Below are 20,892 nucleotides of genomic sequence, written 5' to 3' on the forward strand. Positions count from 1 at the left end.
TCAGCCCTTGACCAGAGCGACGAGATAGTCGGCGCCCGGTCCCAGCGCATGGAAGGTGCAGTCCGACGGTGCCCCGAGCGCCAGGCAGTCGCCCGGCTCGAGCCTGTGCACCTGATCGCCTTCGGTGAATTCGAGTTGTCCCGAGATCAGCCAGATCTGCTGCTTGATGAAAGCATAGGAAGCCGCGGGCAAGCTGACCTTCGCGCCCGCGGGCAGATGGACCTTGATCAGTTCGAGCGGCATGTCGCAGGCCGGCGACAGATGCCGCCTGACATAGCCTGTATCGGGATCGCGCCACATCGGCTGGTCGGCCGCGCGCAGCAGCCCGCCGCCTTGCAATTCCGCGCGCGCGATAAGGGTCGACAGCGTCATGCCGAAGGCCGCCGCAATGCGCACCAGAAGCGCGGCCGTCGGGCTGGTCATTCCGCGCTCGATCGTGCTCAGCATCGCCTTGGAAACGCCCGACCGTTCTGCGAGTTCGGCCAGCGACCAATCCCGCATGATCCTCTCGGCATGAATGCGCCTGCCGATGGTCGAGGAAATATCGTTCGCTATATCATCCATTCGTCCATTATAACGAAACAAAAACGCGAGTGAAGAGCCATCTCACGATAATTTTTACGAAGGCCTTAATCCTATCTACACCATCCGACCTCATCCGACCTTAACCCCGTTCCTGTAGCATCCGGTCTCCAGGGAAACGGGGATTGACGTGTCCATGTATGTCGAACGCGAGGCTTCCGTCGGAGAACCGACATCGCAGGAGCGCCGCAACGCAGAGCAGAACGATCGGCGCATCCTGGGCAACGTCGTGCAATGCGACGGCGCGCGCGCCACCATCAGCGCCTATGCCGACGATGTCGACGGCGCGGTCACCGGCCTGTGGACGGTGGGCAAGATGATCTCCATCAATCTGGGCACGACGCGCACCGTTGGCCTGGTTTATGCGATCGGCAAGTCGGATCGCGCCTGGAGCAATGAGGGCCAGAACGCCATCGAGGTCAGCATCGAGCTGATCGGCGAAGTGCGCGACGGCGCCGAGCCCGGTGCCAAGCCGATCTTCGACCGCGGTATCACCAGCTATCCGCATATCGGCGCCGTCGCGCACCGCATCCGCACCCGCGACCTGCAGGCGGTCTATGACCTGGCCGGCCGCCATTCCATCACCATCGGCTCCCTGGCGCAGGACGAGGCGATCGCCGCCAACATCGCCATCGACGACACGCTGGCGCGCCATTTCGCCATTGTCGGCACGACCGGCGTCGGCAAGTCCACCGCCGTGTCGCTGCTGCTGCGCAAGTCGATCGCGGCGCGACCGGACCTGCGCATCCTGATCCTCGATCCGCACAATGAGTTCGCGGCCTCGCTGCCCGAATATTGCGTAAGGGTCGATTCCAAGACGCTCGACCTGCCGTTCTGGATGTTCACGCTGGAGGAATTCGCCGAAGTGCTGTTTCGCGGACGCGAAACGGTGCCGGAAGAGATCGACGCCCTTCGCGACCTCGTTCCGCTCGCCAAGAACCTCTATCGCAACCCCGGTTCAGGCGCCTACCTGAGGCGCGGCAGCGATGCGCTGACCGCCGATACGCCGGTACCTTACCGCATCGCCGACCTGCTCAAGCAGATCGACGAGCGCATGGGCATGCTCGAAAGCAAGACCGATCGTCCTACCCTCAAATCGCTGAAGACGCGCATCGAATCGGCGGCTGCCGATCCGCGCTACCGCTTCATGTTCAATTCGCGCCTGATCGAGGACACCATCCACGAGACGATCGGCAACATCTTCCGCGTGCCGCATCATGGCCGCCCGGTAACCTGCTTCGAGATGGCCGGCATGCCCTCGGAAGTGGTCAATTCCGTCTGTTCGGTGCTGGCGCGCCTGGCCTTCGACCTCGCTTTGTGGAGCGAAGGCAAGCTGCAGCTCCTGTTTTTATGCGAGGAAGCGCATCGCTATATGCCAGCCGATCCGCGCCTCGGCTTCGCGCCGACCAGGCATGCGCTGTCGCGCATCGCCAAGGAAGGCCGAAAATATGGCTGTTATCTCGGCGTCGTCACCCAGCGCCCAGGCGAGCTGGACCCGACCATCCTGTCGCAATGCTCGACCTTCTTCGCCATGCGGCTCGCCAATGAGCAGGACCAGGCGATCATCCGCTCGGCAATCGCCGACTCGTCCGCCTCCACGCTCGCGTTCCTGTCCTCCATGGGCCAGCGCGAAGCTATCGCCTTCGGCGAAGGCGTGGCGACCACCATGCGGCTGAAATTCGAGAGATTGCCCGCTCACCTGCTTCCCGGCACGGCCAAGCGCGAGGAAGAAGTGACGTCGAAGGCCGGTGAGGTCGATCTGGTGGCGATCGTCGAGCGGCTGCGCAACGTACCGAAACCGCAGAGCCAGGCAATGGCTTTCGCCGAGGTGGTCGATTCCGGCCGGCAGGCCGGCGACCCCGACTACCGCAAAGCGCCGGCGGCGGCGCGCGTGCAGTCGGACGAAGATTTCGACACGCGCTACGGCCTCAAGCCAGCCACCTTCGGCCTGCGTCCGCAGAACGATTGAGGCTGAGCGCTGCTTTCGCGTCAAATTTCCGTGGTTCTGCTTCGTCGGAAAGCTCGGCTAAATCCCGTCAGGAAATTCGTCAGGCTGAGTCGATTGGTGTCGACTTCGAGAACCGGAGCGGAGCGGGTTCTTGGTCCGTGAGCAACGGAAGGGCAGACGTCGGCATCAAACGGCCAGCATCACGAATTTAGTGACGGGATTTTAGGCGCAGACGCGATTGCGGCCTTGCCTCTTGGCTTCGTAGAGCTGGCGGTCGGCGCGGCGGTAGAATTCCTCGGCGGTTTCCTTGCGGTCCCAGACGGCGAGGCCGACGCTGGTCGTGATCTTGAGCCGGACATTGTTGCCGGAGAGGATCGACATGTTGGCGATCGCCTTGCGGATGCGCTCGGCGAATTTGGCCAGGAGGTCCGCCTCCATGTTGGGCGTGACCACGGCGAACTCCTCACCGCCCAGGCGCGCCACCACATCGTGGAAACGTGTCATGTCCTTGAGGCATCTGGCGACAGCCTTGAGCACCTCGTCGCCGACGTCGTGGCCGTGGGTATCGTTGACCTGCTTGAAGTGGTCGAGATCGAGGATCATCAGCCCGACCGGCTTTTCGATGCGCCGGAACTCCTCGAGATATTCCTTCAGCGCGTCGTCGAAATAGCGGCGATTCTGCATGCCCGTCAGACCGTCCGTCAGGGCGGCATGCTCGAACGTCTCGGAGCGGGCACTGAGCGAAACCGTCATGGCGCGCAGCTTGCCTTCTTCCGTCGCCTGTTTGCGGATCAGCGGGTAGATGAAGAAGATGCCGAAAAACAGCGCGGTCGCGAGCAGAACGCCCGTCGCGAACAACAGCTTGTTGAGGTAGATGACCTTGTCCAGGCCCGAAGGCGTATGGAGCTCGGTGGCGAAGGATTGCAAGAGCCCATAGGCGTGCAGCGTCACCAGGCCAGCAGCGAGGATCACGAAAATAAAGACGAAAAAAGCGGATTCCGCCTTATGGAAACGCATCTGCTCCCCGATGGAAAAGTGCCCACCGACCTTATGGCAGCGACCGCCTTACGGAGCGTTAATTCCGGCAACTTCGGCGGGAACCTTGCCCTCAAGGTCAACTTTTTAGGTTGCATTAGCAACAAGTGTTTGGATCGTGGTTTCGCAATCGTCACCGGGGCGCAGTCTCTGCCATTCCGGCCCCAGCTGATGGCGAAACCAGGTCCCCTGCCGCTTGGCATATTGCCTTGTCGCGATCTTGGCGCGCTCGATCGCCTCGGGAAAGCTCGATTGCCCTGCCATCGCAGCCTGCAGTTCGCGAACCCCGATCGCCTTCATCGCCGGCAGGTCCGGATCCAGATGAAGGGCCGCAAGCTGCTTGACTTCCTCCAGCGCGCCCTTGTCCAGCATCCGGTCGAAACGTCTTTCGATGCGGTCGACCAACGCCGCCCGATCCGGCTCGATGACCAGGAAATGCGCGCTCTGCCTGTCGATCAGCGGCCGGCCGCGCTCGGCCTGCCATTCCAGGATCGATCGGCCGGACGCGTCGAGCACCTCGAGCGCCCGCACGATGCGCTGGCTGTCGGTTGGCTTCAGCTGCATGGCGGCTCTCGAATCCTCACGCAACAACAAGGCGTGCAGCTTGACCGCGCCTTGCTCTTTCAACTCATAGCGCCAGCGATCGCGGATCCGCTGCGGAATGTCGGGCATTTCCGAAATACCCTCGGTCAGCGCGCGAAAATAAAGGCCGGTGCCGCCGACGAAGATTGGCCGCCGCGAGAGTGTTCCGTCATCGATCAGTTTCATCACGTCGCGCAGCCAGGCGCCGGTCGAGTAAGCGGAGCCGGGATGGACATGCCCATAGAGAAAATGCGGCGCTCTTGCGAGCTCGGCCGCCTCCGGCCGGGCGGTCAGGACGTCGAGAACCGAATAGACCTGCATGGAATCGGTGTTGACGATGACGCCACCTGTGCGTTCGGCCAATTCGAGCGCCAGCGCCGACTTGCCGCTGGCGGTTGGTCCGGCTATCAGGATCGCGTTCTTCACGCGGCCTTCGCCCGCATCCGCGCCGGAATTCTCGATGCCGCTCATTGCCACGCTTGTTTCCCATTCCGCTGACCGCGCTCTGTCGCCGTCGCTTGCGAATATGGCCTCACGGTCGGTGGGCGCAAGCGCCGTCGTCTGGCTGGCCGAAGGCATTGCCTGTGATCTTGCCCTGCCGCCAGAGGCGCAGGCTGATGAAACGACTGCAAGGCTTCGCGCCGCATTGGCCGTTGAGCCCATCGATGTGATCGTCCAGCAGGCTGAAACACGCCGCAAGAAAATCCTTATCGCCGATATGGATTCGACCATGATCGACCAGGAGTGCATTGACGAACTGGCCGACGAGATCGGCGTCAAGGATCACGTGGCGGCCATCACCGCGCGGTCGATGAATGGCGAGATCGCCTTCGAGCCGGCACTGCGCGAGCGCGTGGCACTGCTCAAGGGTCTCGATGCCGCCGTGGTCGAGCATATCGTCGCCAATCGGCTGACGCTGGCCTCGGGCGGCCGCGCGCTGGTCCAGACCATGCGCGCCAACGGCGCCTGGACTGCACTCGTCTCGGGCGGTTTCGAGGTCTTCACCACGCGCATCGCTGCGATGCTTGGCTTTCAGGAAAACCGCGCCAACAGCCTGCTCGACCAGGATGGACGCTTCACCGGGCTGGTCGGCGAGCCGATCCTCGGCCGCGCCGCCAAGGCCGAGGCGCTGCTCGAAATTTGCGCGCGCCTTGGCTTGACGCCGGCCGATGCCATCGCCGTTGGCGACGGCGCCAACGATCTCGACATGATCCGCCTGGCCGGCACCGGTGTCGCGCTCCATGCCAAGCCTAGCGTCGCGGCGCAGGCAAAAGTCCGGATCGACCATGCCGACCTGACCGCGCTGCTCTATCTGCAGGGCTACCGGCGGGAAGAATTCGTGCAATGAAACCAATCCGTACCAAACGACTGATCCTGCGCAATTGGGAGGATCGCGACCGCCAACTGTTCCATCGCATCAATTCCGATGAACGCGTGATGGAGTTCTTCCCGTTTCGCCGCGACCGTGCCGCCGCCGACGCCAAGATGGATGAGTTCCGCGCCGCCATCGATCGCGACGGCATTGGCTTCGCCGCCGCTGAGATCGCTGCCACGGGCGAATGCATCGGCTTTGTCGGCATAACCGGAACCGATCACCTGCCGTTCCTGCCGGCCAGCATGATCGAGATCGGTTGGCGGCTGGCGCCCGAATTTTGGGGCAAGGGCTATGTCACCGAGGCCGCCGAGGCATGGCTGGCGTACGGTTTCGAGACATTGGCCCTCGACGAAATCGTTTCCTTCGCCGTCGCCGACAACCGCCGCTCGACTGCCGTCATGGAACGTCTCGGCATGACAGCCGATCCCTCCGCCGATTTCGATCATCCCGGCATTCCCGACAGCCATCCCGCGCTCAAGCGGAATGTGTTCTACCGGCTTTCTAGCCAAGACTGGCAGGCAAGAAAAAGGGCGGCTCTCTAACCGCCCTTTCCGTCAAAATCAGGTTTTGCAGGTCCTGCCGGACATCAATCCATCCGGATTGTCACGAACCTGAGCTCACCGGTCTTCGAAGCCAGCATCAGCAGCGCATTCTTGCGCCCCTGCTCCTTCAGCGCGCCAATCCTGTCCATGACGTCCTTGGGCGTGGCGACCGATTCCTGCGCGATCTCGGTGATCACTTCGCCCGGCTGGATACCGCGTTCGGCGGCGGCGGAGTCCTTTGCCACGTCGGTGATGACGACGCCGGAGACATCTCCGGCGATGCTGAACTTCTTGCGCGTCTCGTCATTGAGTTCGCCGACCGTCATGCCAAGCACTGCGGCGGTCGAGACAGCCGGAGCCTTGTCGCCGCCCTTGTTCTGGTCGGTGTTGCCATTCTCGCCGCTGGCGAGCTTCTCGCCATCCTCGAGCCGGCCGAGCGTCACCTTCACCGTCTGCTCGACGCCCTTGCGCACGATCAGCACGTCGACGGCCTTGCCCACTGGGCTTTCGGCCACGACGCGCGGCAGGTCGCGCATTTCATGGATGTCCTTGCCGTCGAACTTGATGACGACGTCGCCGGCCTGGATGGTGCCGTTGTCGACTGGTCCGCCCTTGATGACGCCGGCCACCAGCGCGCCCTTGGCGGTCGCCATGCCCAGGCTTTCCGCGATGTCGTCCGTCACCGGCTGGATGCGCACGCCGAGCCAGCCGCGCCGCGTCTCGCCATATTGGCGCAACTGCTCGACGACGCCCGAGGCGAGCTGCGAGGGAATGGAGAAGCCGATGCCGATCGAGCCGCCGGACGGCGAAATGATCGCGGTGTTCATGCCGATGACCTCGCCGGCGCTGTTGAACAGCGGTCCGCCCGAATTGCCGCGGTTGATCGCCGCATCGGTCTGAATGAAATCGTCATAAGGGCCCGAATTGATGTCTCGGTTGCGTGCCGAGACGATGCCGACGGTGACGGTGCCGCCGAGGCCAAACGGATTGCCGACCGCCATCACCCAGTCGCCGACGCGCATCTTGGTGGAATCGCCGAATTTCACTGCCGTCAGCTTGTGGCCTTTCGGATCGACCTTCAGCACCGCGACGTCGGTCTTGGTATCGGTGCCGACCAGGGTCGCCTTCAAGGTCACGCCATCGGAAAAATTGACCTCAATGTCGTCGGCATCGGCGATCACGTGGTTGTTGGTGACGACGATGCCTTGCTCGGCGTCGATGACGAAACCCGAACCGAGCGATTGCACCTTCTGGGATCCATTGTCCTTGTCGCCACCGCGGTTCTTGAAGAAGTCGTCGAAGAAGTCCTGGAAGGGGGAGCCTTCGGGCAGCTGCGGCATCGGCACGGCGCCCGGCCCTTCGGTGCCCTTCACCGTCTGCGAGGTCGAGATGTTGACCACTGCGCCGAGCACGCTTTGCGCCAGGTCGGCGACCGAGGCAGGCCCGTCGGCGGCGAATGTCGTCGTCACGAAGGGCGGGATGGCGGCAGTGCCCAGGACAAGCGCTGCCGTACCGGCGACCAACGTCCGTCGAGCGGCGCGCAAAAGGGTGTTGGATGTCATCGAGAAGCCTCCCGGCATTTCTGAAAGAGAAAAGCGCTTCGACGAAAACGCCATGTCGCGCCATGATGGCAAGAAATACGGCACGTTTGCGGCTATGGCTATCGGCGGAGTGTAAATCGAGTGTTATTCCGCAAACCGGACGCCTTTACCCGCCCCGCACCAGCCAGACGATGCCGACACCGATGGCGATGGCGGCCAGCCCGCCAATCCGCAGTGCATTCTCCGGCATCGACAGCACTTCGCCCGCGAGCTTCCTCGCAAAGCGGGGGAAACCGCCATAGACCAGGCCCTCTATGACAAGGACCAGGCCTATCGCCGCGAAGAAGTCCTGCACAGGCCGTTACTGGCCGGTGCTGGGCTGTGTCGTCGGCGCAGCGGGTGACGCCGCCGGCGCGGCGGGTGCCGGCGATGTCGGCTTCGCCGGCCCTTCCTTGCCGTCGGGATCGCGGAAGTAGCGGAAGAACTCCGAGCTTGGCGACAGCACCATGGTGGTCCCGGTGCTGTCCAGCGCGGTGCCATAGGCATTCATCGACCGGTAGAAGTCGAAGAAGGCCGGATCACGCTGATAGGCTCCCGCGAAGGTGGCGCTGCGCTGGGCTTCGCCCTCGCCGCGCAGGATTTCGGACTCCTTCCGCGCTTCGGCAACGATCTCGACCACTTCACGATCGGCGCGTGCCGTAATGCGCTGTGCCGCTTCGTTGCCGCGTGCCCTCAGCCGCGCGGCCTCAGCCAGGCGTTCCGCCTTCATGCGGTCGTAGGTCTGCTGTGAAACTTCGGCCGTCAGATCGGTGCGGCGGATGCGGACATCCTCGATCTGCAAGCCGAGCGATGTGGCGTCGGGCCTGAGCTGATCGCGAACTTCGCGCATCATCACGGCACGCTCTTCGGAGAGCGCGGCCTCGAAATCGCGCAGGCCGTAGACGCGGCGCAAGGCAGCGTCGAGACGCGTCCTGAGCCGCGCTTCGGCCAGTTCGATCTGACCCGACACCGCCGCACGGAAGACGCGCGGATCCGAGATGCGGTAGGCGATGAAGGCATCGACCTCATAGAACTTGCCGCCCGACACCTGGACGCGAATGTTGTCGAGATCGAAGCGCAGCACCCTGTTCTCGATCAGCTGCACCGTGTCGGCGTCGAAGAAGGAGAACGGCGCCTTGAAGTAGATGCCTGGCTCGCTCTTGACGTCAACGATCTCGCCGAAACGGAGCACCAGCGCCTGCTGGCGCGCATTGACCACGAAGACCGAGGAATAGATCAGGAACAGGATGACCGCCGCTACGACGACGAAGATGGGAAGACGGTTGGCCATCATCACTGGGTACCTCCCGTGCGCGCGGCGGGGGCAGCCGGCGCCGGCGGTTTCGGCTGCAATGCGGGCAGCGGCAGATAGGGCAGGACACCTTGTCCGTTGCCCTGCTCGACGATGACCTTGCTCGAGTCCTTCAGAACCCTCTCCATGGTTTCCAGATAAAGGCGTTTGCGCGTGACATCGGGGGCCTTGGCATATTCGTCGTAGACGGAGATGAAGCGCTGGGCCTCACCTTCGGCTTCCTGCACCACACGGTTCTTGTAGGCGGCCGCGTCTTCGCGGACCTGGGCTGCCTCGCCGCGTGCCTGGCCGAGCTTCTGGTTGGAATACTGATTGGCCTGCTCGACGAACTTGTCCTCGTCCTGCTCGGCACGCTGCACCTCGTCGAACGCATCTGCCACCTCGCGTGGCGGCGCTGCATCCTCGATGGAGACGGCGTTGACGTTGAGGCCGGCCTTGTAGCCGTCCAGCGTCGTCTGGATGATCTCGCGCACCGAGGCCGCTATGCCCTGGCGGTCGTCGCGGAAAATGTCTTGTGCCGGCCGGCGGCCGACGGCTTCGCGCATGGCGCTCTCGGCAACCTGCCGCAGCATGCCGTCCGGGTCGGAAACGTCGAACAGGTAAGCGCGGGGGTCGGAGACCTGGTAGGCCACCGAAAACTGTACATTGACGATGTTCTGGTCGCCCGAGAGCATCAGGCCGTTGCCGCTGGTGTTGCCACCGCCAATGTCGACGAGTTGCTCTGAAATCTTGGCCGTCTCGACGGTTTCAAGCGGCCACCAGTGGAAGTGCAGGCCAGGTTGGGAAAGCTCGGCCTTCGGCTTGCCAAAGCGCAGTTCGACCGCGACCTCGTCGGGCTGAACGGTATAGACCGCCTGGAAGGCCCACAGAACGACCAGCACCGCGGCGATCAGCCCAAACACGGCCGGACTGGCGCCACCGCCGCCGGGCAGCGCGCGCCTCAGCCGATCCTGGCCACGGCGAATGATGTCTTCGAGGTCGGGAGGCGACCCCTGCGGGCCGCTCGGCCCCTTGGGTCCCTGCCCCCAGGGTCCCTGATTGTTGCCGCCGCCACCCCATGGGCCGCCGCCTCCGCCACCTTTGTCGTTCCAGGGCATGAATGTCCTTTCGCTTGGAATTCCCTCAAGCGCCGCGGGTACGGCGCAAATCCAGTGTCGTTCTTCTATAGGGACGCCACGGCACGCTTTCAACGCGATGCCCGTCGACTTCATCCGTTTTGGGCCGGTAGCGACCCTTTGTCGTCCTTAAATGCCGTTTTTGTCTTCAAACCATTTCGCGGCGGCGCTCGTAAACCGTATAGCGCGTCGCATGGCTGTCCTTTTCTCCTGACGGAACCCCCTGCGAACTGACCACGTGCCATGTATCAGGGTCGATCGGCGGGAAATACGCGTCGCCGTCGACGGCGGCCAGCACATGGGTGACGTGCAGGCGGTCCGCCAGCGGCAGCGCCTGGGCATAGATTTCGCCGCCGCCGATGATGCAGACCTCGTCGACGCCTGTCATGCAGCGTCCGCGCACCGTTGCCAGCTGGATCGCGGCTTCCAGCGTATGCGCCACCTCGACGTCCTCGGCGCGCCACGCCTTGTCGCGGGTGACGACGATGTTCAGCCTGCCCGGCAGCGGCCGGCCGATGCCTTCATAGGTCTTGCGGCCCATGATGATGGGCTTGCCCATCGTGTCGGCCTTGAAGCGCTTGAGGTCGGTGGAGAGCCGCCAGGGCAACCCACCATCCCGCCCGATCACGCCGTTCTCGGCAATGGCGACGTAGATCGCGACATGCATCAATTTGCGTCCCCGCCATTGCTGTCCGACGGTTCGAGCAGGAGGATATCGATATCGTGCTCGGGATAGAAATCGTGCGCCGTCATCTCGAAACTCGTCGGCCCGACCTTTTTGACGTTATCGCCGCAGAACGAGACCAGGGCTTTCGGGTTGCCCTTGTCGACGGTCAGCTTGAACTTGCCGATGGTGCCCGCCGCCCAGTTGCCGCCGGTGGTCAGGATATAGGCGATGCGGCGTTCGTAGAATTTGGGATAGCCGTCCGCATTGTCCTTCGCCGCCTTGCGCACCGCGTTCTCGAATGTGTTGTCCATGCAGTAGCGGGTCTTGTAGGCTGCGTATGAGCCCTGGAACTGGCCCTCATTGAAAAAACTGACAGACGACGTGCCGCCGACGCTCGGCTTGTAGCGGTGCGAGACGTGGACGTCCTTGTTGGCCGGAAAGGCCGAGCGCCACCAATAGGTCGAGCGCAATTGCCAGAACGGCGAATAGCCGGGTTTTTGGCCACTGTCGGCCTCCGCATCCTCGATGATGATGCCGCGGTTGACCCAGTCGTCAGCCACCGCTTGCGGCAGCTTCGCCAGCGCCGCCTTGGCGGCATCGCCGAACGGATTGAAGGGCACGTTTTGCGCCTTCAAATCGGCGCTGATGTCGATGCCGAGCGCGAGCACCTTCTGCTCGAGTTGCGGCTTTGCCGGCGCGCCGTCGATCGTCACCTCGAAGCCGAGGAAGTTGTCGCTCTGGTTTTCAGGGATCGCCGGCATCTCTTCGGGATCCCCCGAAATGTCGGGCATCGGGAAGGCCACGATCGCGTCGACATCCTTGTTGGTGTTATTGTGGAAGACGTAATCCACCGTCACCTTTTCGGGCGAGATGAAAAGATCCTCACTTTGCATCGCCACGGCATCGTTGCGCGACAGGATCAGGCCGCCGGTGCCAAGCTCGGCAACCGAATCATTGGCCAATGCAGGCGCCCCCGATAGGGCCAGTACGGTGGTCAAAACATATCGCAGCATGAAAGCCCCCTCGGCGAGAATGCCCGCGGGACCCTAGCCCTTTCGATGCGGCGTTTCAAAGCCCTTCCGCGTCAGTGCTCACGCACGCAGTCTGGGCACGTACGCGGTCTGGACAACCCTGCGGTCTGGACACGCATGTGGTCTGGACTAACAGGTTACGATCGGGCAGGAGTTCGCCGCATGCGCAAGCTTCTCGTCATCGGCATCGGCGCCGGCAATCCCGACCATATGACGGTTCAGGCCATATCGGGCCTGAACCGGGCGGACGTCCTGTTTATTCCCGACAAGGGCGCCGACAAGACAGACCTTGCCGACCTGCGGCGCGGCATCTGCGACCGCTTCGTCACCAACCCGACCTCACGCCGGGTCGAGTTCGACGTGCCGGTGCGCGTCGAACCAACGTCTTCCTATCGCTCGACGGTCGACGACTGGCATGAGGCGATCGCCGCCATCTACGAGGGGCTGATCCGCGACGAGATCGCCGGGGACGGTTGCGGCGCCTTCCTGATCTGGGGTGACCCCTCGCTCTACGACAGCGCCCTGCGCATCCTGGAGCGTGTGCGCCTGAGGGGCAGTGTCGCCTTCGAGCTGGAAGTCATCCCCGGCATAACTGCCATCCAGGCGCTGGCCGCCAGCCATAAAACGGCGCTGAACCGCATCGGCGATCCTGTGCTGATCACCACCGGCCGCCGCCTGACCGAGGAAGGCATGCCGGACAATGCCGGCAGCGCCGTCGTCATGCTCGACGGCAAATGCGCCTTCAACACGCTGGCCGACCAGAACCTTTTCATCCAATGGGGCGCCTATCTCGGCACGCCGGACGAGATCATCATCTCCGGCCGCCTGGGCGATGTCGGCGCCGAAATCGAGAAGCGCCGCGACGAAGCCCGCCGGGAAAAAGGCTGGATCATGGACACGTATTTGCTGCGGAAGCAGGAGTAGTAGTGAGTAGTGAGTAGTGAGTAGTGAAGCCAACCAACTACTGACTACTGACTGTTCCCTACCCCGCTTCAATCTCGGCCTGCAGCGCATCCATATGCGTCGCCGCCGCGGCGGACGCCGCGCGCTCGATGGCGCGAAAGCGGCTGACCACCGCCAGGCCGACCGTCGTCAGCTGCGCCCCGCCGCCCTTGCGGCCGCCGGTCTGCGCCGAAACCAGCGGCTTGCCGAACACCCGGTTCATGTCCTCGACCAGATCCCAGGCGTGCTTGTAGGACATCTCCATGCCGCGCGCGGCGGCCGAGATCGAACCGAACGTGGCGATGTGCTCCAGAAGCTCGATCTTGCCAGGGCCTATCCGTCCGTCCGGATCGAGATTTATCCGCAAGCTCAGCGACGGCATTTTGCTCCTCCGCGATCGCTTCAGCTTCGGCGACCGTTATTCCAAAACAATATAGCGGCGATCACCACCCCTGTCAGCCGTCGACCTCGAGCGGCAAGCCGGCGCCGGTGTTCGCCCGGTCGAAGCTCACGGTCTTGACCACCGCGAAGACCTTGTCGCCAAGCCGCAGCTTCAGCGCCTGCCGCGATTGTTCCGTGATGCGAGCCAGCACGGTTGCGCCATCGCAGTCGATGCCGATCTCGACCGTCGGCCCTTCGCCCGGGCTGATCGCGACGATAGTGCCCGGCAAGATGTTGAGTGCACTGAGGCCCGTCGGTTTTTCCGTGGCGATCATCACGTCGCGAGCGCGAATGCGGATACGCACCGGAGCCCCGGGCTTCATCTCAAGGCGCGGCACGCGGATCTCGCCGGCGACCGAACCGAGCACGGTCATGCCGAAAGTCTCGTCGTGACGCAGCACCTTCGTATCCAGCACGGCGCCACCCTCGCCGCGCTCTTCGGCCGGCAACAGGTCGAGCCTTTGCATGACTGCCTCGGTCAGCCCGCTGGCGATGACCTTGCCCTGCGCCAGCATCACCACGTCGCTGGCCAGCCGCGCCACCTCGGCAACCGAATGGCTGACATAGACGATCGGGATCTTCGTTTCGTCGCGCAGCCGCTCGATATAGGGCAGGATCTCGGCCTTTCGGGCTTCGTCGAGCGAGGCCAGCGGCTCGTCCATGAGCAGCAGCCTGGGGCTGGCAAGCAGCGCTCTGCCGATCGCCACGCGTTGTTTCTCGCCGCCCGAGAGTTTTGCCGGCCGTCGCCCAAGCAGCGGGCCGATGCCGAGCAGTTCGACAACACTGTCCATATCCGCGTAGCGTTCCACCGCTGGCGTGAACCAACGGCCGTAGCGCAGATTGCTCATCACGCTCATATGCGGAAACAGGCGCGCATCCTGGAACACCATGCCGATGCGGCGCTTGTGCCTTGGCACGAAAATGCCGGCACCGGTGTCGGCCAGCACGCGGCCGTCGACCTCGATGCGCCCCTGGTCCGGCCGGATCAGCCCGGCAATCATGTTGATCAGCGTCGTCTTGCCCGAACCGGATGGCCCGAACAGCGCCGTCAGCCGTCCGGCGCTCTCGAAGTGGGCGTCGATGGCGAAATCGCCAAGCCGATGTCCGATGTCGACAAGGACGCTCATTCGATGTCCATCCGCCGGCCGACGCGCCGCGCCAACACTTCCGAGGCGACCAGTGCCGCCATCGAAATGATGATGGAAATCAGCGTCAGCCGCAGCGCCCCTTCGTCGCCGCCCGGCACCTGGGTAAAGGTGTAGATTGCCGTCGGCAGCGTCTGCGTCTCGTTGGGGATATTGGAGACAAAAGTGATCGTGGCGCCGAACTCGCCCATCGCCTTGGCGAAGGACAGGATGGCGCCGGCGATCAGCCCGGGCAGGATCAGCGGCAGCGTGATGGTGCCGAACACCCACAGAGGGTTGGCGCCGAGCGTGCCCGCGGCCGCCTCCATCTTGCGGTCCACCGCCTCGATCGACAGCCGAATCGCGCGCACCATCAGGGGAAAGCCCATGACGCCGCAGGCAAGGGCGGCACCCGTCCAGCGAAACGAGAAGACGATGCCGAAATGTTCGGCGAGGAATGCACCGGCCGGGCCGCGCCTGCCGAAAGTCAAAAGCAAGAGATAACCGGTCACCACGGGGGGCAGGATCAGCGGCAGATGCACCAGCCCGTTGAGCAGTGTCTTGCCCCAGAATTTCCCCCGGGCAAGCAGCAGCGCGATCGCTATGCCCGGCGGCAGACTGGCCAGCATCGCAGCCGTCGCCACCTTGATGGACAGCCGGACCGCATTCCATTCGTCGGGAGTGAGGTCCAGCAGCCAGGTCATGTTGCGGTATCGGGGCCTTTTCGAGCTCAGTTGCTCGGCGTGAGCACGGTAAAACCCTGTTCCCTAAAGAGTGCGCCGGCCTTGGCGGATTGCAGGCACTTCAGGAAGGCCGGTGTATCCTTGTCCTTCGAATCGGCGGTCTGGGCAACCGGATAGATGATCGGCGGGTGTGAATCCTCTGGGAAGGTGCCGACCACCTTGACGCCCTTTTCGGCGTGCGCGTCGGTGGCATAGACGATACCGAGGGCTGCTTCGCCGGTCGAAACCAGCTTCAGGGCCGCACGGACATTCTCGGCCTGCGCCACCTTGCCCTCGACCGAGGACCAGACGCCGAGCGATTCGAGTGCCGCCTTGCCGTATTTGCCGGCCGGCACGGCCTTGAAGTCGCCCATGGCGAGTTTGCCGTCGCCGACCAGCTTGGCGAGGTCGAAGCCCTTCTCGATCTTGGCTTCGACAGTCGAATCCTTCGGCGCCACCAGCACGATCTTGTTGCCGAGCAACTTCACTTCCGTATTGGGCCTGGTCAGCTTTTTGTCGGAGAGATATTTCATCCAGTCGAGATCGGCCGGGATGAAGACGTCGGCCGGTGCCCCGCCCTCGATCTGCTTGGCCAGCGCCGAACTCGCGGCATAGGAGACGGTCGCGGCCTCGCCGACATCGGCTTCGCAGGCCTTGTTCACCGCGTCGAGCGCGTCCTTGAGGCTGGCAGCCGCGAACACCACGACCTTGTCCTCCGCGTGCGCTGCCGGCATAGCCGCCATCAACGCCGCTGCAAAACCGCTAATGGCGATCGTCCTCAACCCGAAACCTTTGCGCGTCACCGAAAACTCTCCCTGGGTTTGAAATCCGGTCGGCTCGAAGCCTGCAGACCGATATATCCGCATGGATATAACAAGGGAAGGCCTGGCATTGCCGGAATGCACCTGTTCGAGGGTGTTCTGCTAAGATCTTCGATCGCCAACGAAGCCGTCGCGACCTCAAGCTCGAAAAAAGGGTAAGGAGGCCTATGCCGTGGTCAAGGCTTCGGACGTGATGGTCGGCATCGACTGAAAAGCCGCGGCTCAGACCGCTATCGGCGCCTTGATCGAGGCATCGGCGACATAGTTTTCCAGCCGGAAATCCTCGAAGCGGAAGGCGAACAGGTCCTTCACTTCCGGATTGATCCACATCGTCGGCAGCGCCCTCGGCGTGCGCTGCAACTGTTCGCGCGCCTGCTCGAAATGATTAGAGTAGAGATGCGCGTCGCCGAGCGTGTGGACGAAATCGCCTGGCTTCAGCCCCGTCACCTGCGCCACCATCAGCGTCAGCAGCGCATAGGACGCGATGTTGAACGGCACGCCGAGGAAGATGTCGGCGGAGCGCTGGTAGAGCTGGCAGGAAAGCCGGCCTTCGGACACGTAGAACTGGAACAGGCTGTGGCAAGGCGGCAACGCCATGGCTTCCACCTCGGCGGGATTCCAGGCCGAGACGATCAGTCGCCGCGATTGAGGATTGCGGCGGATCTCCTTGAGAAGATTGGCGATCTGGTCTATCGAACCGCCGTGGCCGTCCGGCCAGGACCGCCACTGCTTGCCGTAGACCGGACCAAGGTCGCCATTCTCGTCGGCCCATTCGTCCCAGATCGAAACGCCATGGTCCGTCAAGTACTTGATGTTGGTGTCGCCGGCCAGGAACCACAGCAGTTCATGGATGATCGACTTCAGGTGCAGCTTCTTGGTGGTGGTGACCGGAAAACCGCGCGCGAGATCGAAGCGCATCTGGTAGCCGAAGACGGAGCGCGTGCCGGTACCGGTACGGTCGCCGCGATCGGCGCCGTTGTCGAGCACGTGCTGCAAGAGGTCGAGATACTGGCGCATCGGTTCCGGGCTCGATTCGAGATTTCGCCGATCATAGCGCATGTAGGCGCTGACGCCACGCTTGTCTGAAGTTTCCTCATCCAGGGGAGAAACTGTTTCAGCGCTTGCTCTGGCGAACCGGAAACGCGGAAAGTCGCCAGCCGGCCGCCAGAATGGAGTGACCCAAAAAAGTCCTAGAGGGAGCTGAGCTTGCCCAGATCCTTGGCCACCAGATAGTAAAAGGTCACGCGGTTCTTGGTGTTGTCGGCGTGCATCGCCTTGCAGGTCTTCTCGATCGCAGCGTCGGCTTTCGCCCCGTCGCTGACGCCGAGCTTCTTGGCCACCCAGCTCTCCTTGACCCGCGCCAATTCCTTTGGGTCCGTGCAGGACACCAGCGAGGAATCGCGGTTCCTCAGCGCAATGCCGAGATGCTTGACGATCTTTTCGACCGCATCGGCGTTTGCCGCGGCGTCATACTTCTTCACATCCGCAAGATAGTCGGCCATCAAAATTCCCCCTCGTCGGCGCCACGGATCCGATCGATGAGGGCTGTGGCGCTTGGCAACTTGTGCGCTAGGTCGGTAACTCCTCACCGCTCGCAAAGCTTCGGTTGAGACCGCGCCCAAGTCAACCCTCGGCGTCGCGATTTGACACAGGGACAAACCACCATTGCGGCCTTTCATTTCCACGCAACGCCCCCTATATTCGTTTTGTCGGCTTGACCGACTATGGCGATAAATGGGCGATGAAATAAGCCGTTCGGACCCGGGGGCGGTACCCGGCGCCTCCACCAAAAGCCGCTGTCGACGATAGGGCGGTTTTTGCTGGGGGCGAAATAGGATCGACGAAGGTGTAAAGATCGTACTTTTGCCCGGCATTGTACCACCGTTATCGGGCTAAACTTATAGTTGCCAACGACAACTATGCGGAAGCACGTCTCGCTGCTTAATGCAGTGCGATAGCTTCAAATCAAGCCCTAGGGGTTCGCACTTCTAGGCGGGGTTCGGAGGTACCTGGCAACAGAAACCTCCACTTCTCCCCCTTCAATTTGCGTCACGCACAACGGCTCGTGCCGACGAAACTTCGCGCCTCTTCACCCAGGACGAAGAGCGCAGGCAAACGCTCGACGAGGCCGAGCGCACTTGCCAATCAGTGGCCGGCGTTTGTGCCGAACTTGGCTACGAATTGGTGACCTTGCCGCTGGCGCCAGTCGAGGAGCGCGTGCGCTTCCTCCTCGACGCGGCTGGATTGTCGCTGACATCGCGAGCATAAAGCGCCGGACCACCGGCCCGGCCTTTCATGCGCGTTGTTGGAACCCGGCGAAACCTTGTGGATTGAACCGACATCTTGGAGATCGGAAACATGGCGCTCAAGCGGATGGACAATGTAGGAATCGTCGTCGAGGACCTCGGAGTGACGATCGATTTCTTTCGCGAACTCGGCCTCGAGCTCGAAGGGCGGGCCACGATCGAAGGAGAATGGGCCGGGCGTGTCACCGGACTGGGCGATCAGCATGTCGAGATTGCCATGATGCGCACGCCGGACGGCCACAGCCGGCTGGAGCTCTCCCGCTTCCTCACGCCGCCTGTCGTCGCGGATCACCGGAATGCCCCGGTCAACGCCCTGGGCTACCTCCGCGTCATGTTCACCGTGGACGACATCGACGATACGCTTGAACGGCTCCGCACGCGCGGCGCGCAGCTCGTGGGTGAAGTGGTCCGGTATAAGGATGTGTATCGGCTCTGCTACATCCGTGGGCCCGAAGGGCTTCTCATCGGACTCGCCCAGGAACTCAGCTGAGCGCCAGAGAGCAGTCGTGAACCCCGGGCAAACGCCGGTTTTTGCGCCGGGACAAACGACTGCAGCTTGTGTCGTCCGCAATGCCTCCGGCACAAAAAAGGCCGGGATCGACCCGGCCTTTCCTGATTCATCGAGGGTTTGCCTATTCCGCCGGCGCTTCGACGGCTTCCCGCGAGCGGCCAAGCGTGACCTTCGCCAGCGCGAACGATATCACCGCGCAGAGCGTGATGCCGGCGACCATCGGAAACGGCGTGCCGTCGAAGAACACGCCGGCAACGCCCATGGCAAGCGCGCCGATGGCAAAGTGCAGCGTGCCCATCAGTGCCGACGCCGTGCCGGCGATCTCGCCATGCTCTTCCATCGCCAACACCGATGTGGTCGGGATAACCAGGCCGAGGAAGCCGTAGCCGACGAACAGCAGGGCCGCCATCACATCGAGCCGGTCGACGCCCGTCGCCATGATGGCGAACAGCACAACCATCGTCGTGGCGTAGCCGGTCACCGCCACCCACACCACGCGCTTCAGCCCGAACCGTTCGGAAAGCAGGCCGGTCAGTTGCGACATGCCGATGAAGGCAACCGCATTGATCGAGAAGAACACGCTATAGACCGAAGGCGACAGCCCATAATGGTCGATCAGGATGAAGGACGAGCTCGACAGGTAGACGAAGAAGCTCGCAATGCCGAAGCCGGCGATCGCCACCAGGCCGAGGAAATTACGGTCGCCCATCAGGAAGCGGTAGCCGGCGAGCGCGGTTCCGAAGGAGGAACCGACCCGTTCTTCCGCCGGCCGCGTCTCTTTCAGCGAGGTGGCCAGGAGAATGGTGGCGAGCACGGCCGCGCCGGTCACCGTCCAGAATACGGCGCGCCAGCCGAAATTCTCGATGATCTGGCTGCCGGTCAGCGGCGCCAGGATCGGCGACACCGAAAACACCAGCATCAGCAGCGACATCAGCTTGGCGGCCTCATTGCCGGTGTGCAGATCACGCACGATGGCGCGCGGAATGGCCATGCCGGCGCTGGCGCCAAGACCTTGCAGGAAGCGGAAGGCGATCAGCCACTCGATGGTCGGCGCCATTGCCGAGCCGATGCCGCCGACCATGAACAGCGCCAGGCCGCCATAGAGCGGCAGCTTGCGGCCGACCATGTCGGAGATCGGCCCAACGACGATCTGGCCGAAGCCCATCGACAGGAAGAAGATCAAAAGGCTCATCTGCACGGCGGCGGTGCCGGCATGCAGATCTGTGCCGATCGACGGCAGTGCGGGCAGATACATGTCGATGGCGAACGGGCCGATGGCGGACAACAGGCCGAGTACGACCGCGATGCGGAGGAATTTGGGACTCATGATATTGGCTTCTTTCGATCTGGTTATCGCCGCCAGGCGACGTCTACCCCAGGACGTTCCATCCCGTGGGATTCCGACTCCTGGGGAGAATTTATTCGTCCCTCTGGAGTGAAATCCCCTTATGTCGTGTCCACAAATTTAGACAGACTTGTCTAAATCGTCAATCACCTCTATATAGATTTTCATGAGACCGGGCGTTTCTCCTGACACTTTCCCGCCACGCGGCCACGAGGCCAAGCGCCTGTCGATCGTCGACGCCGCCGCCGGAGTGTTCTGCCGAGAAGGCTTCGCCGGTGCCAACATCGACCTGATCGCGATTGAGGCGGGCGTGTCACGCCAGACCGTCTACAACCACCATGGCGACAAGGAAAAGCTGTTCATCGCCGTCGTGCGCGACCTGACCGAGCGCTGCAACGCCGGCATCTTCGCCACCATTGCCACCTTCCCCGATCAGCCCGGGGATATCGAAGCGGACCTGATCGGTTTTGCCGTGCGCCTGAACCAGAATTGCATCTGCAACCGCGACGGAAAATTCCTGCGCAAGCTTATCCAGACCGAAGGCGAGCGCTATCCCGAGCTCTTTGCCGAGTGGCGTAAACAGGGCCCGGGCCGGACATGGCCGGCAATCGCCGCCCGTTTCGCCCGCCTCGCCTATAGCGGCCATCTCACGATCGACGATCCCGACGTCGCGGCACGCCAGTTCCTCGGTCTCGTCAATGCCGAATTGCAGACCACCTTCATGCTTGGCGGCACGCCGCGCGAGGACGAGGTGGTGCAATCGGCAACGAACGGCGTGCGCACCTTCCTGCGCGCTTTCGGCAAGCGCCCTTCCCCGGCCGGCGCGAAAAAGCACACTGCGCTGGCTAACGCATAACATTTGCGGTTGCGGCGAAGCCGCCTTGCCGATCAAATCGTTGGCAATAGTCTTC

At 63.0% G+C, this 20,892-nt stretch carries 23 protein-coding genes and 1 other RNA gene; 8 read left to right on the forward strand and 16 right to left on the reverse strand.

All coding sequences use genetic code 11. The features are described 5' to 3' along the window. Positions 1 to 564: an XRE family transcriptional regulator gene (locus FJ434_RS12570; protein ID WP_140747358.1), complete on the reverse strand. Its 564-nt coding sequence runs from the start codon at positions 562 to 564 to the stop codon at positions 1 to 3. 154 nt (positions 565 to 718) lie between these two features. Between FJ434_RS12570 and FJ434_RS12575 the strand changes: the two genes are divergently transcribed. Next, on the forward strand, positions 719 to 2,551 hold the full coding sequence (locus tag FJ434_RS12575; RefSeq protein WP_140502770.1) for an ATP-binding protein: 1,833 nt from the start codon (positions 719 to 721) through the stop codon (positions 2,549 to 2,551). A gap of 201 nt (positions 2,552 to 2,752) precedes the next feature. On the opposite strand, the gene FJ434_RS12580 is transcribed toward FJ434_RS12575, so the two are convergent. After that, entirely contained in the window at positions 2,753 to 3,547 is a 795-nt protein-coding gene (locus FJ434_RS12580; RefSeq protein WP_027141716.1) for a GGDEF domain-containing protein, read from the reverse strand. A gap of 105 nt (positions 3,548 to 3,652) precedes the next feature. Continuing rightward, the gene (miaA, locus tag FJ434_RS12585; protein ID WP_140747361.1) at positions 3,653 to 4,618 is read right to left on the reverse strand and encodes a tRNA (adenosine(37)-N6)-dimethylallyltransferase MiaA; all 966 of its coding nucleotides are present in this window, start codon (positions 4,616 to 4,618) and stop codon (positions 3,653 to 3,655) included. Here miaA and serB point away from each other — a divergent pair. Both serB and FJ434_RS12595 read left to right on the forward strand, forming a co-directional pair. Further along, positions 4,608 to 5,495, forward strand: a complete 888-nt coding sequence (serB, locus tag FJ434_RS12590) for a phosphoserine phosphatase SerB (RefSeq protein ID WP_140747364.1) — start codon at positions 4,608 to 4,610, stop codon at positions 5,493 to 5,495. The two genes, miaA and serB, sit on opposite strands and share 11 nt — an antisense overlap. Further along, a complete protein-coding gene (locus tag FJ434_RS12595; RefSeq protein ID WP_140747367.1) occupies positions 5,492 to 6,064 on the forward strand; it encodes a GNAT family N-acetyltransferase in 573 nt (190 codons plus the stop codon). The genes serB and FJ434_RS12595 overlap by 4 nt, the downstream gene beginning before the upstream one ends. A gap of 44 nt (positions 6,065 to 6,108) precedes the next feature. Here the strand turns inward: FJ434_RS12595 and FJ434_RS12600 are convergent, their stop codons facing one another. Then, on the reverse strand, positions 6,109 to 7,626 hold the full coding sequence (locus FJ434_RS12600) for a DegQ family serine endoprotease (protein WP_140747370.1): 1,518 nt from the start codon (positions 7,624 to 7,626) through the stop codon (positions 6,109 to 6,111). Here FJ434_RS12600 and FJ434_RS30480 point away from each other — a divergent pair. Then, positions 7,616 to 7,741 carry a hypothetical protein gene (locus FJ434_RS30480; protein WP_281406446.1) on the forward strand — a complete coding sequence of 42 codons (126 nt, stop codon included), beginning with the start codon at positions 7,616 to 7,618 and terminating at the stop codon, positions 7,739 to 7,741. The two genes, FJ434_RS12600 and FJ434_RS30480, sit on opposite strands and share 11 nt — an antisense overlap. 30 nt (positions 7,742 to 7,771) lie before the next feature. On the opposite strand, the gene FJ434_RS12605 is transcribed toward FJ434_RS30480, so the two are convergent. The 5 genes from FJ434_RS12605 to FJ434_RS12625 all read right to left on the reverse strand — a co-directional run bounded on the left by FJ434_RS12605 (position 7,772) and on the right by FJ434_RS12625 (position 11,751). Beyond that, the gene (locus FJ434_RS12605; RefSeq protein ID WP_027141711.1) at positions 7,772 to 7,960 is read right to left on the reverse strand and encodes a DUF2065 domain-containing protein; all 189 of its coding nucleotides are present in this window, start codon (positions 7,958 to 7,960) and stop codon (positions 7,772 to 7,774) included. A 6-nt stretch (positions 7,961 to 7,966) separates the two neighbouring features. Then, positions 7,967 to 8,935, reverse strand: a complete 969-nt coding sequence (locus FJ434_RS12610; protein WP_140502769.1) for a protease modulator HflC — start codon at positions 8,933 to 8,935, stop codon at positions 7,967 to 7,969. 2 nt (positions 8,936 to 8,937) lie between these two features. Continuing rightward, positions 8,938 to 10,053 carry an FtsH protease activity modulator HflK gene (gene hflK / locus FJ434_RS12615; RefSeq protein ID WP_140502488.1) on the reverse strand — a complete coding sequence of 372 codons (1,116 nt, stop codon included), beginning with the start codon at positions 10,051 to 10,053 and terminating at the stop codon, positions 8,938 to 8,940. Between the two features lie 166 nt (positions 10,054 to 10,219). After that, complete coding sequence (locus FJ434_RS12620; protein ID WP_140747373.1) at positions 10,220 to 10,738, reverse strand: dihydrofolate reductase; 519 nt, start codon at positions 10,736 to 10,738, stop codon at positions 10,220 to 10,222. Beyond that, a complete protein-coding gene (locus FJ434_RS12625) occupies positions 10,738 to 11,751 on the reverse strand; it encodes a DUF4424 domain-containing protein (protein ID WP_140747376.1) in 1,014 nt (337 codons plus the stop codon). Before FJ434_RS12625 ends, FJ434_RS12620 begins: the two co-directional genes overlap by 1 nt. A 180-nt stretch (positions 11,752 to 11,931) precedes the next feature. Between FJ434_RS12625 and cobF the strand changes: the two genes are divergently transcribed. After that, positions 11,932 to 12,693, forward strand: coding sequence for a precorrin-6A synthase (deacetylating) (gene cobF, locus FJ434_RS12630; RefSeq protein ID WP_140747379.1), 762 nt, complete (start codon positions 11,932 to 11,934; stop codon positions 12,691 to 12,693). 58 nt (positions 12,694 to 12,751) lie between these two features. Here cobF and FJ434_RS12635 read toward each other — a convergent pair whose 3' ends face one another. The 6 genes from FJ434_RS12635 to FJ434_RS12660 all read right to left on the reverse strand — a co-directional run bounded on the left by FJ434_RS12635 (position 12,752) and on the right by FJ434_RS12660 (position 17,321). Further along, complete coding sequence (locus tag FJ434_RS12635) at positions 12,752 to 13,093, reverse strand: winged helix-turn-helix domain-containing protein (protein ID WP_127279684.1); 342 nt, start codon at positions 13,091 to 13,093, stop codon at positions 12,752 to 12,754. 73 nt (positions 13,094 to 13,166) lie between these two features. After that, a complete protein-coding gene (gene modC / locus FJ434_RS12640) occupies positions 13,167 to 14,279 on the reverse strand; it encodes a molybdenum ABC transporter ATP-binding protein (protein WP_140747382.1) in 1,113 nt (370 codons plus the stop codon). Further along, the gene (gene modB, locus FJ434_RS12645; protein ID WP_027141703.1) at positions 14,276 to 14,980 is read right to left on the reverse strand and encodes a molybdate ABC transporter permease subunit; all 705 of its coding nucleotides are present in this window, start codon (positions 14,978 to 14,980) and stop codon (positions 14,276 to 14,278) included. The genes modC and modB overlap by 4 nt, the downstream gene beginning before the upstream one ends. 26 nt (positions 14,981 to 15,006) lie before the next feature. Continuing rightward, positions 15,007 to 15,801, reverse strand: coding sequence for a molybdate ABC transporter substrate-binding protein (gene modA / locus FJ434_RS12650; RefSeq protein ID WP_140502481.1), 795 nt, complete (start codon positions 15,799 to 15,801; stop codon positions 15,007 to 15,009). A 240-nt stretch (positions 15,802 to 16,041) separates the two neighbouring features. Further along, positions 16,042 to 16,836 carry a thymidylate synthase gene (locus FJ434_RS12655; RefSeq protein WP_140747746.1) on the reverse strand — a complete coding sequence of 265 codons (795 nt, stop codon included), beginning with the start codon at positions 16,834 to 16,836 and terminating at the stop codon, positions 16,042 to 16,044. Positions 16,837 to 17,009: 173 nt separating this feature from the next. Next, complete coding sequence (locus tag FJ434_RS12660; protein WP_140502480.1) at positions 17,010 to 17,321, reverse strand: DUF2853 family protein; 312 nt, start codon at positions 17,319 to 17,321, stop codon at positions 17,010 to 17,012. Between the two features lie 167 nt (positions 17,322 to 17,488). Between FJ434_RS12660 and ssrA the strand changes: the two genes are divergently transcribed. Both ssrA and FJ434_RS12675 read left to right on the forward strand, forming a co-directional pair. Then, positions 17,489 to 17,849: a transfer-messenger RNA gene (gene ssrA, locus FJ434_RS12665) on the forward strand. Positions 17,850 to 18,177: 328 nt separating this feature from the next. Next, on the forward strand, positions 18,178 to 18,615 hold the full coding sequence (locus FJ434_RS12675) for a VOC family protein (RefSeq protein WP_140502479.1): 438 nt from the start codon (positions 18,178 to 18,180) through the stop codon (positions 18,613 to 18,615). A 142-nt stretch (positions 18,616 to 18,757) separates the two neighbouring features. Here FJ434_RS12675 and FJ434_RS12680 read toward each other — a convergent pair whose 3' ends face one another. Beyond that, the gene (locus FJ434_RS12680) at positions 18,758 to 19,963 is read right to left on the reverse strand and encodes a multidrug effflux MFS transporter (protein WP_140747385.1); all 1,206 of its coding nucleotides are present in this window, start codon (positions 19,961 to 19,963) and stop codon (positions 18,758 to 18,760) included. A 184-nt stretch (positions 19,964 to 20,147) separates the two neighbouring features. Here FJ434_RS12680 and FJ434_RS12685 point away from each other — a divergent pair, with 184 nt between their 5' ends. Continuing rightward, positions 20,148 to 20,837, forward strand: a complete 690-nt coding sequence (locus FJ434_RS12685; RefSeq protein ID WP_140747388.1) for a TetR/AcrR family transcriptional regulator — start codon at positions 20,148 to 20,150, stop codon at positions 20,835 to 20,837. Positions 20,838 to 20,892: the final 55 nt, after the last annotated feature.

It is taken from the genome of Mesorhizobium sp. B2-5-13 (genome assembly GCF_006440535.1).
Taxonomy (GTDB): Bacteria; Pseudomonadota; Alphaproteobacteria; order Rhizobiales; family Rhizobiaceae; genus Mesorhizobium; species Mesorhizobium salmacidum.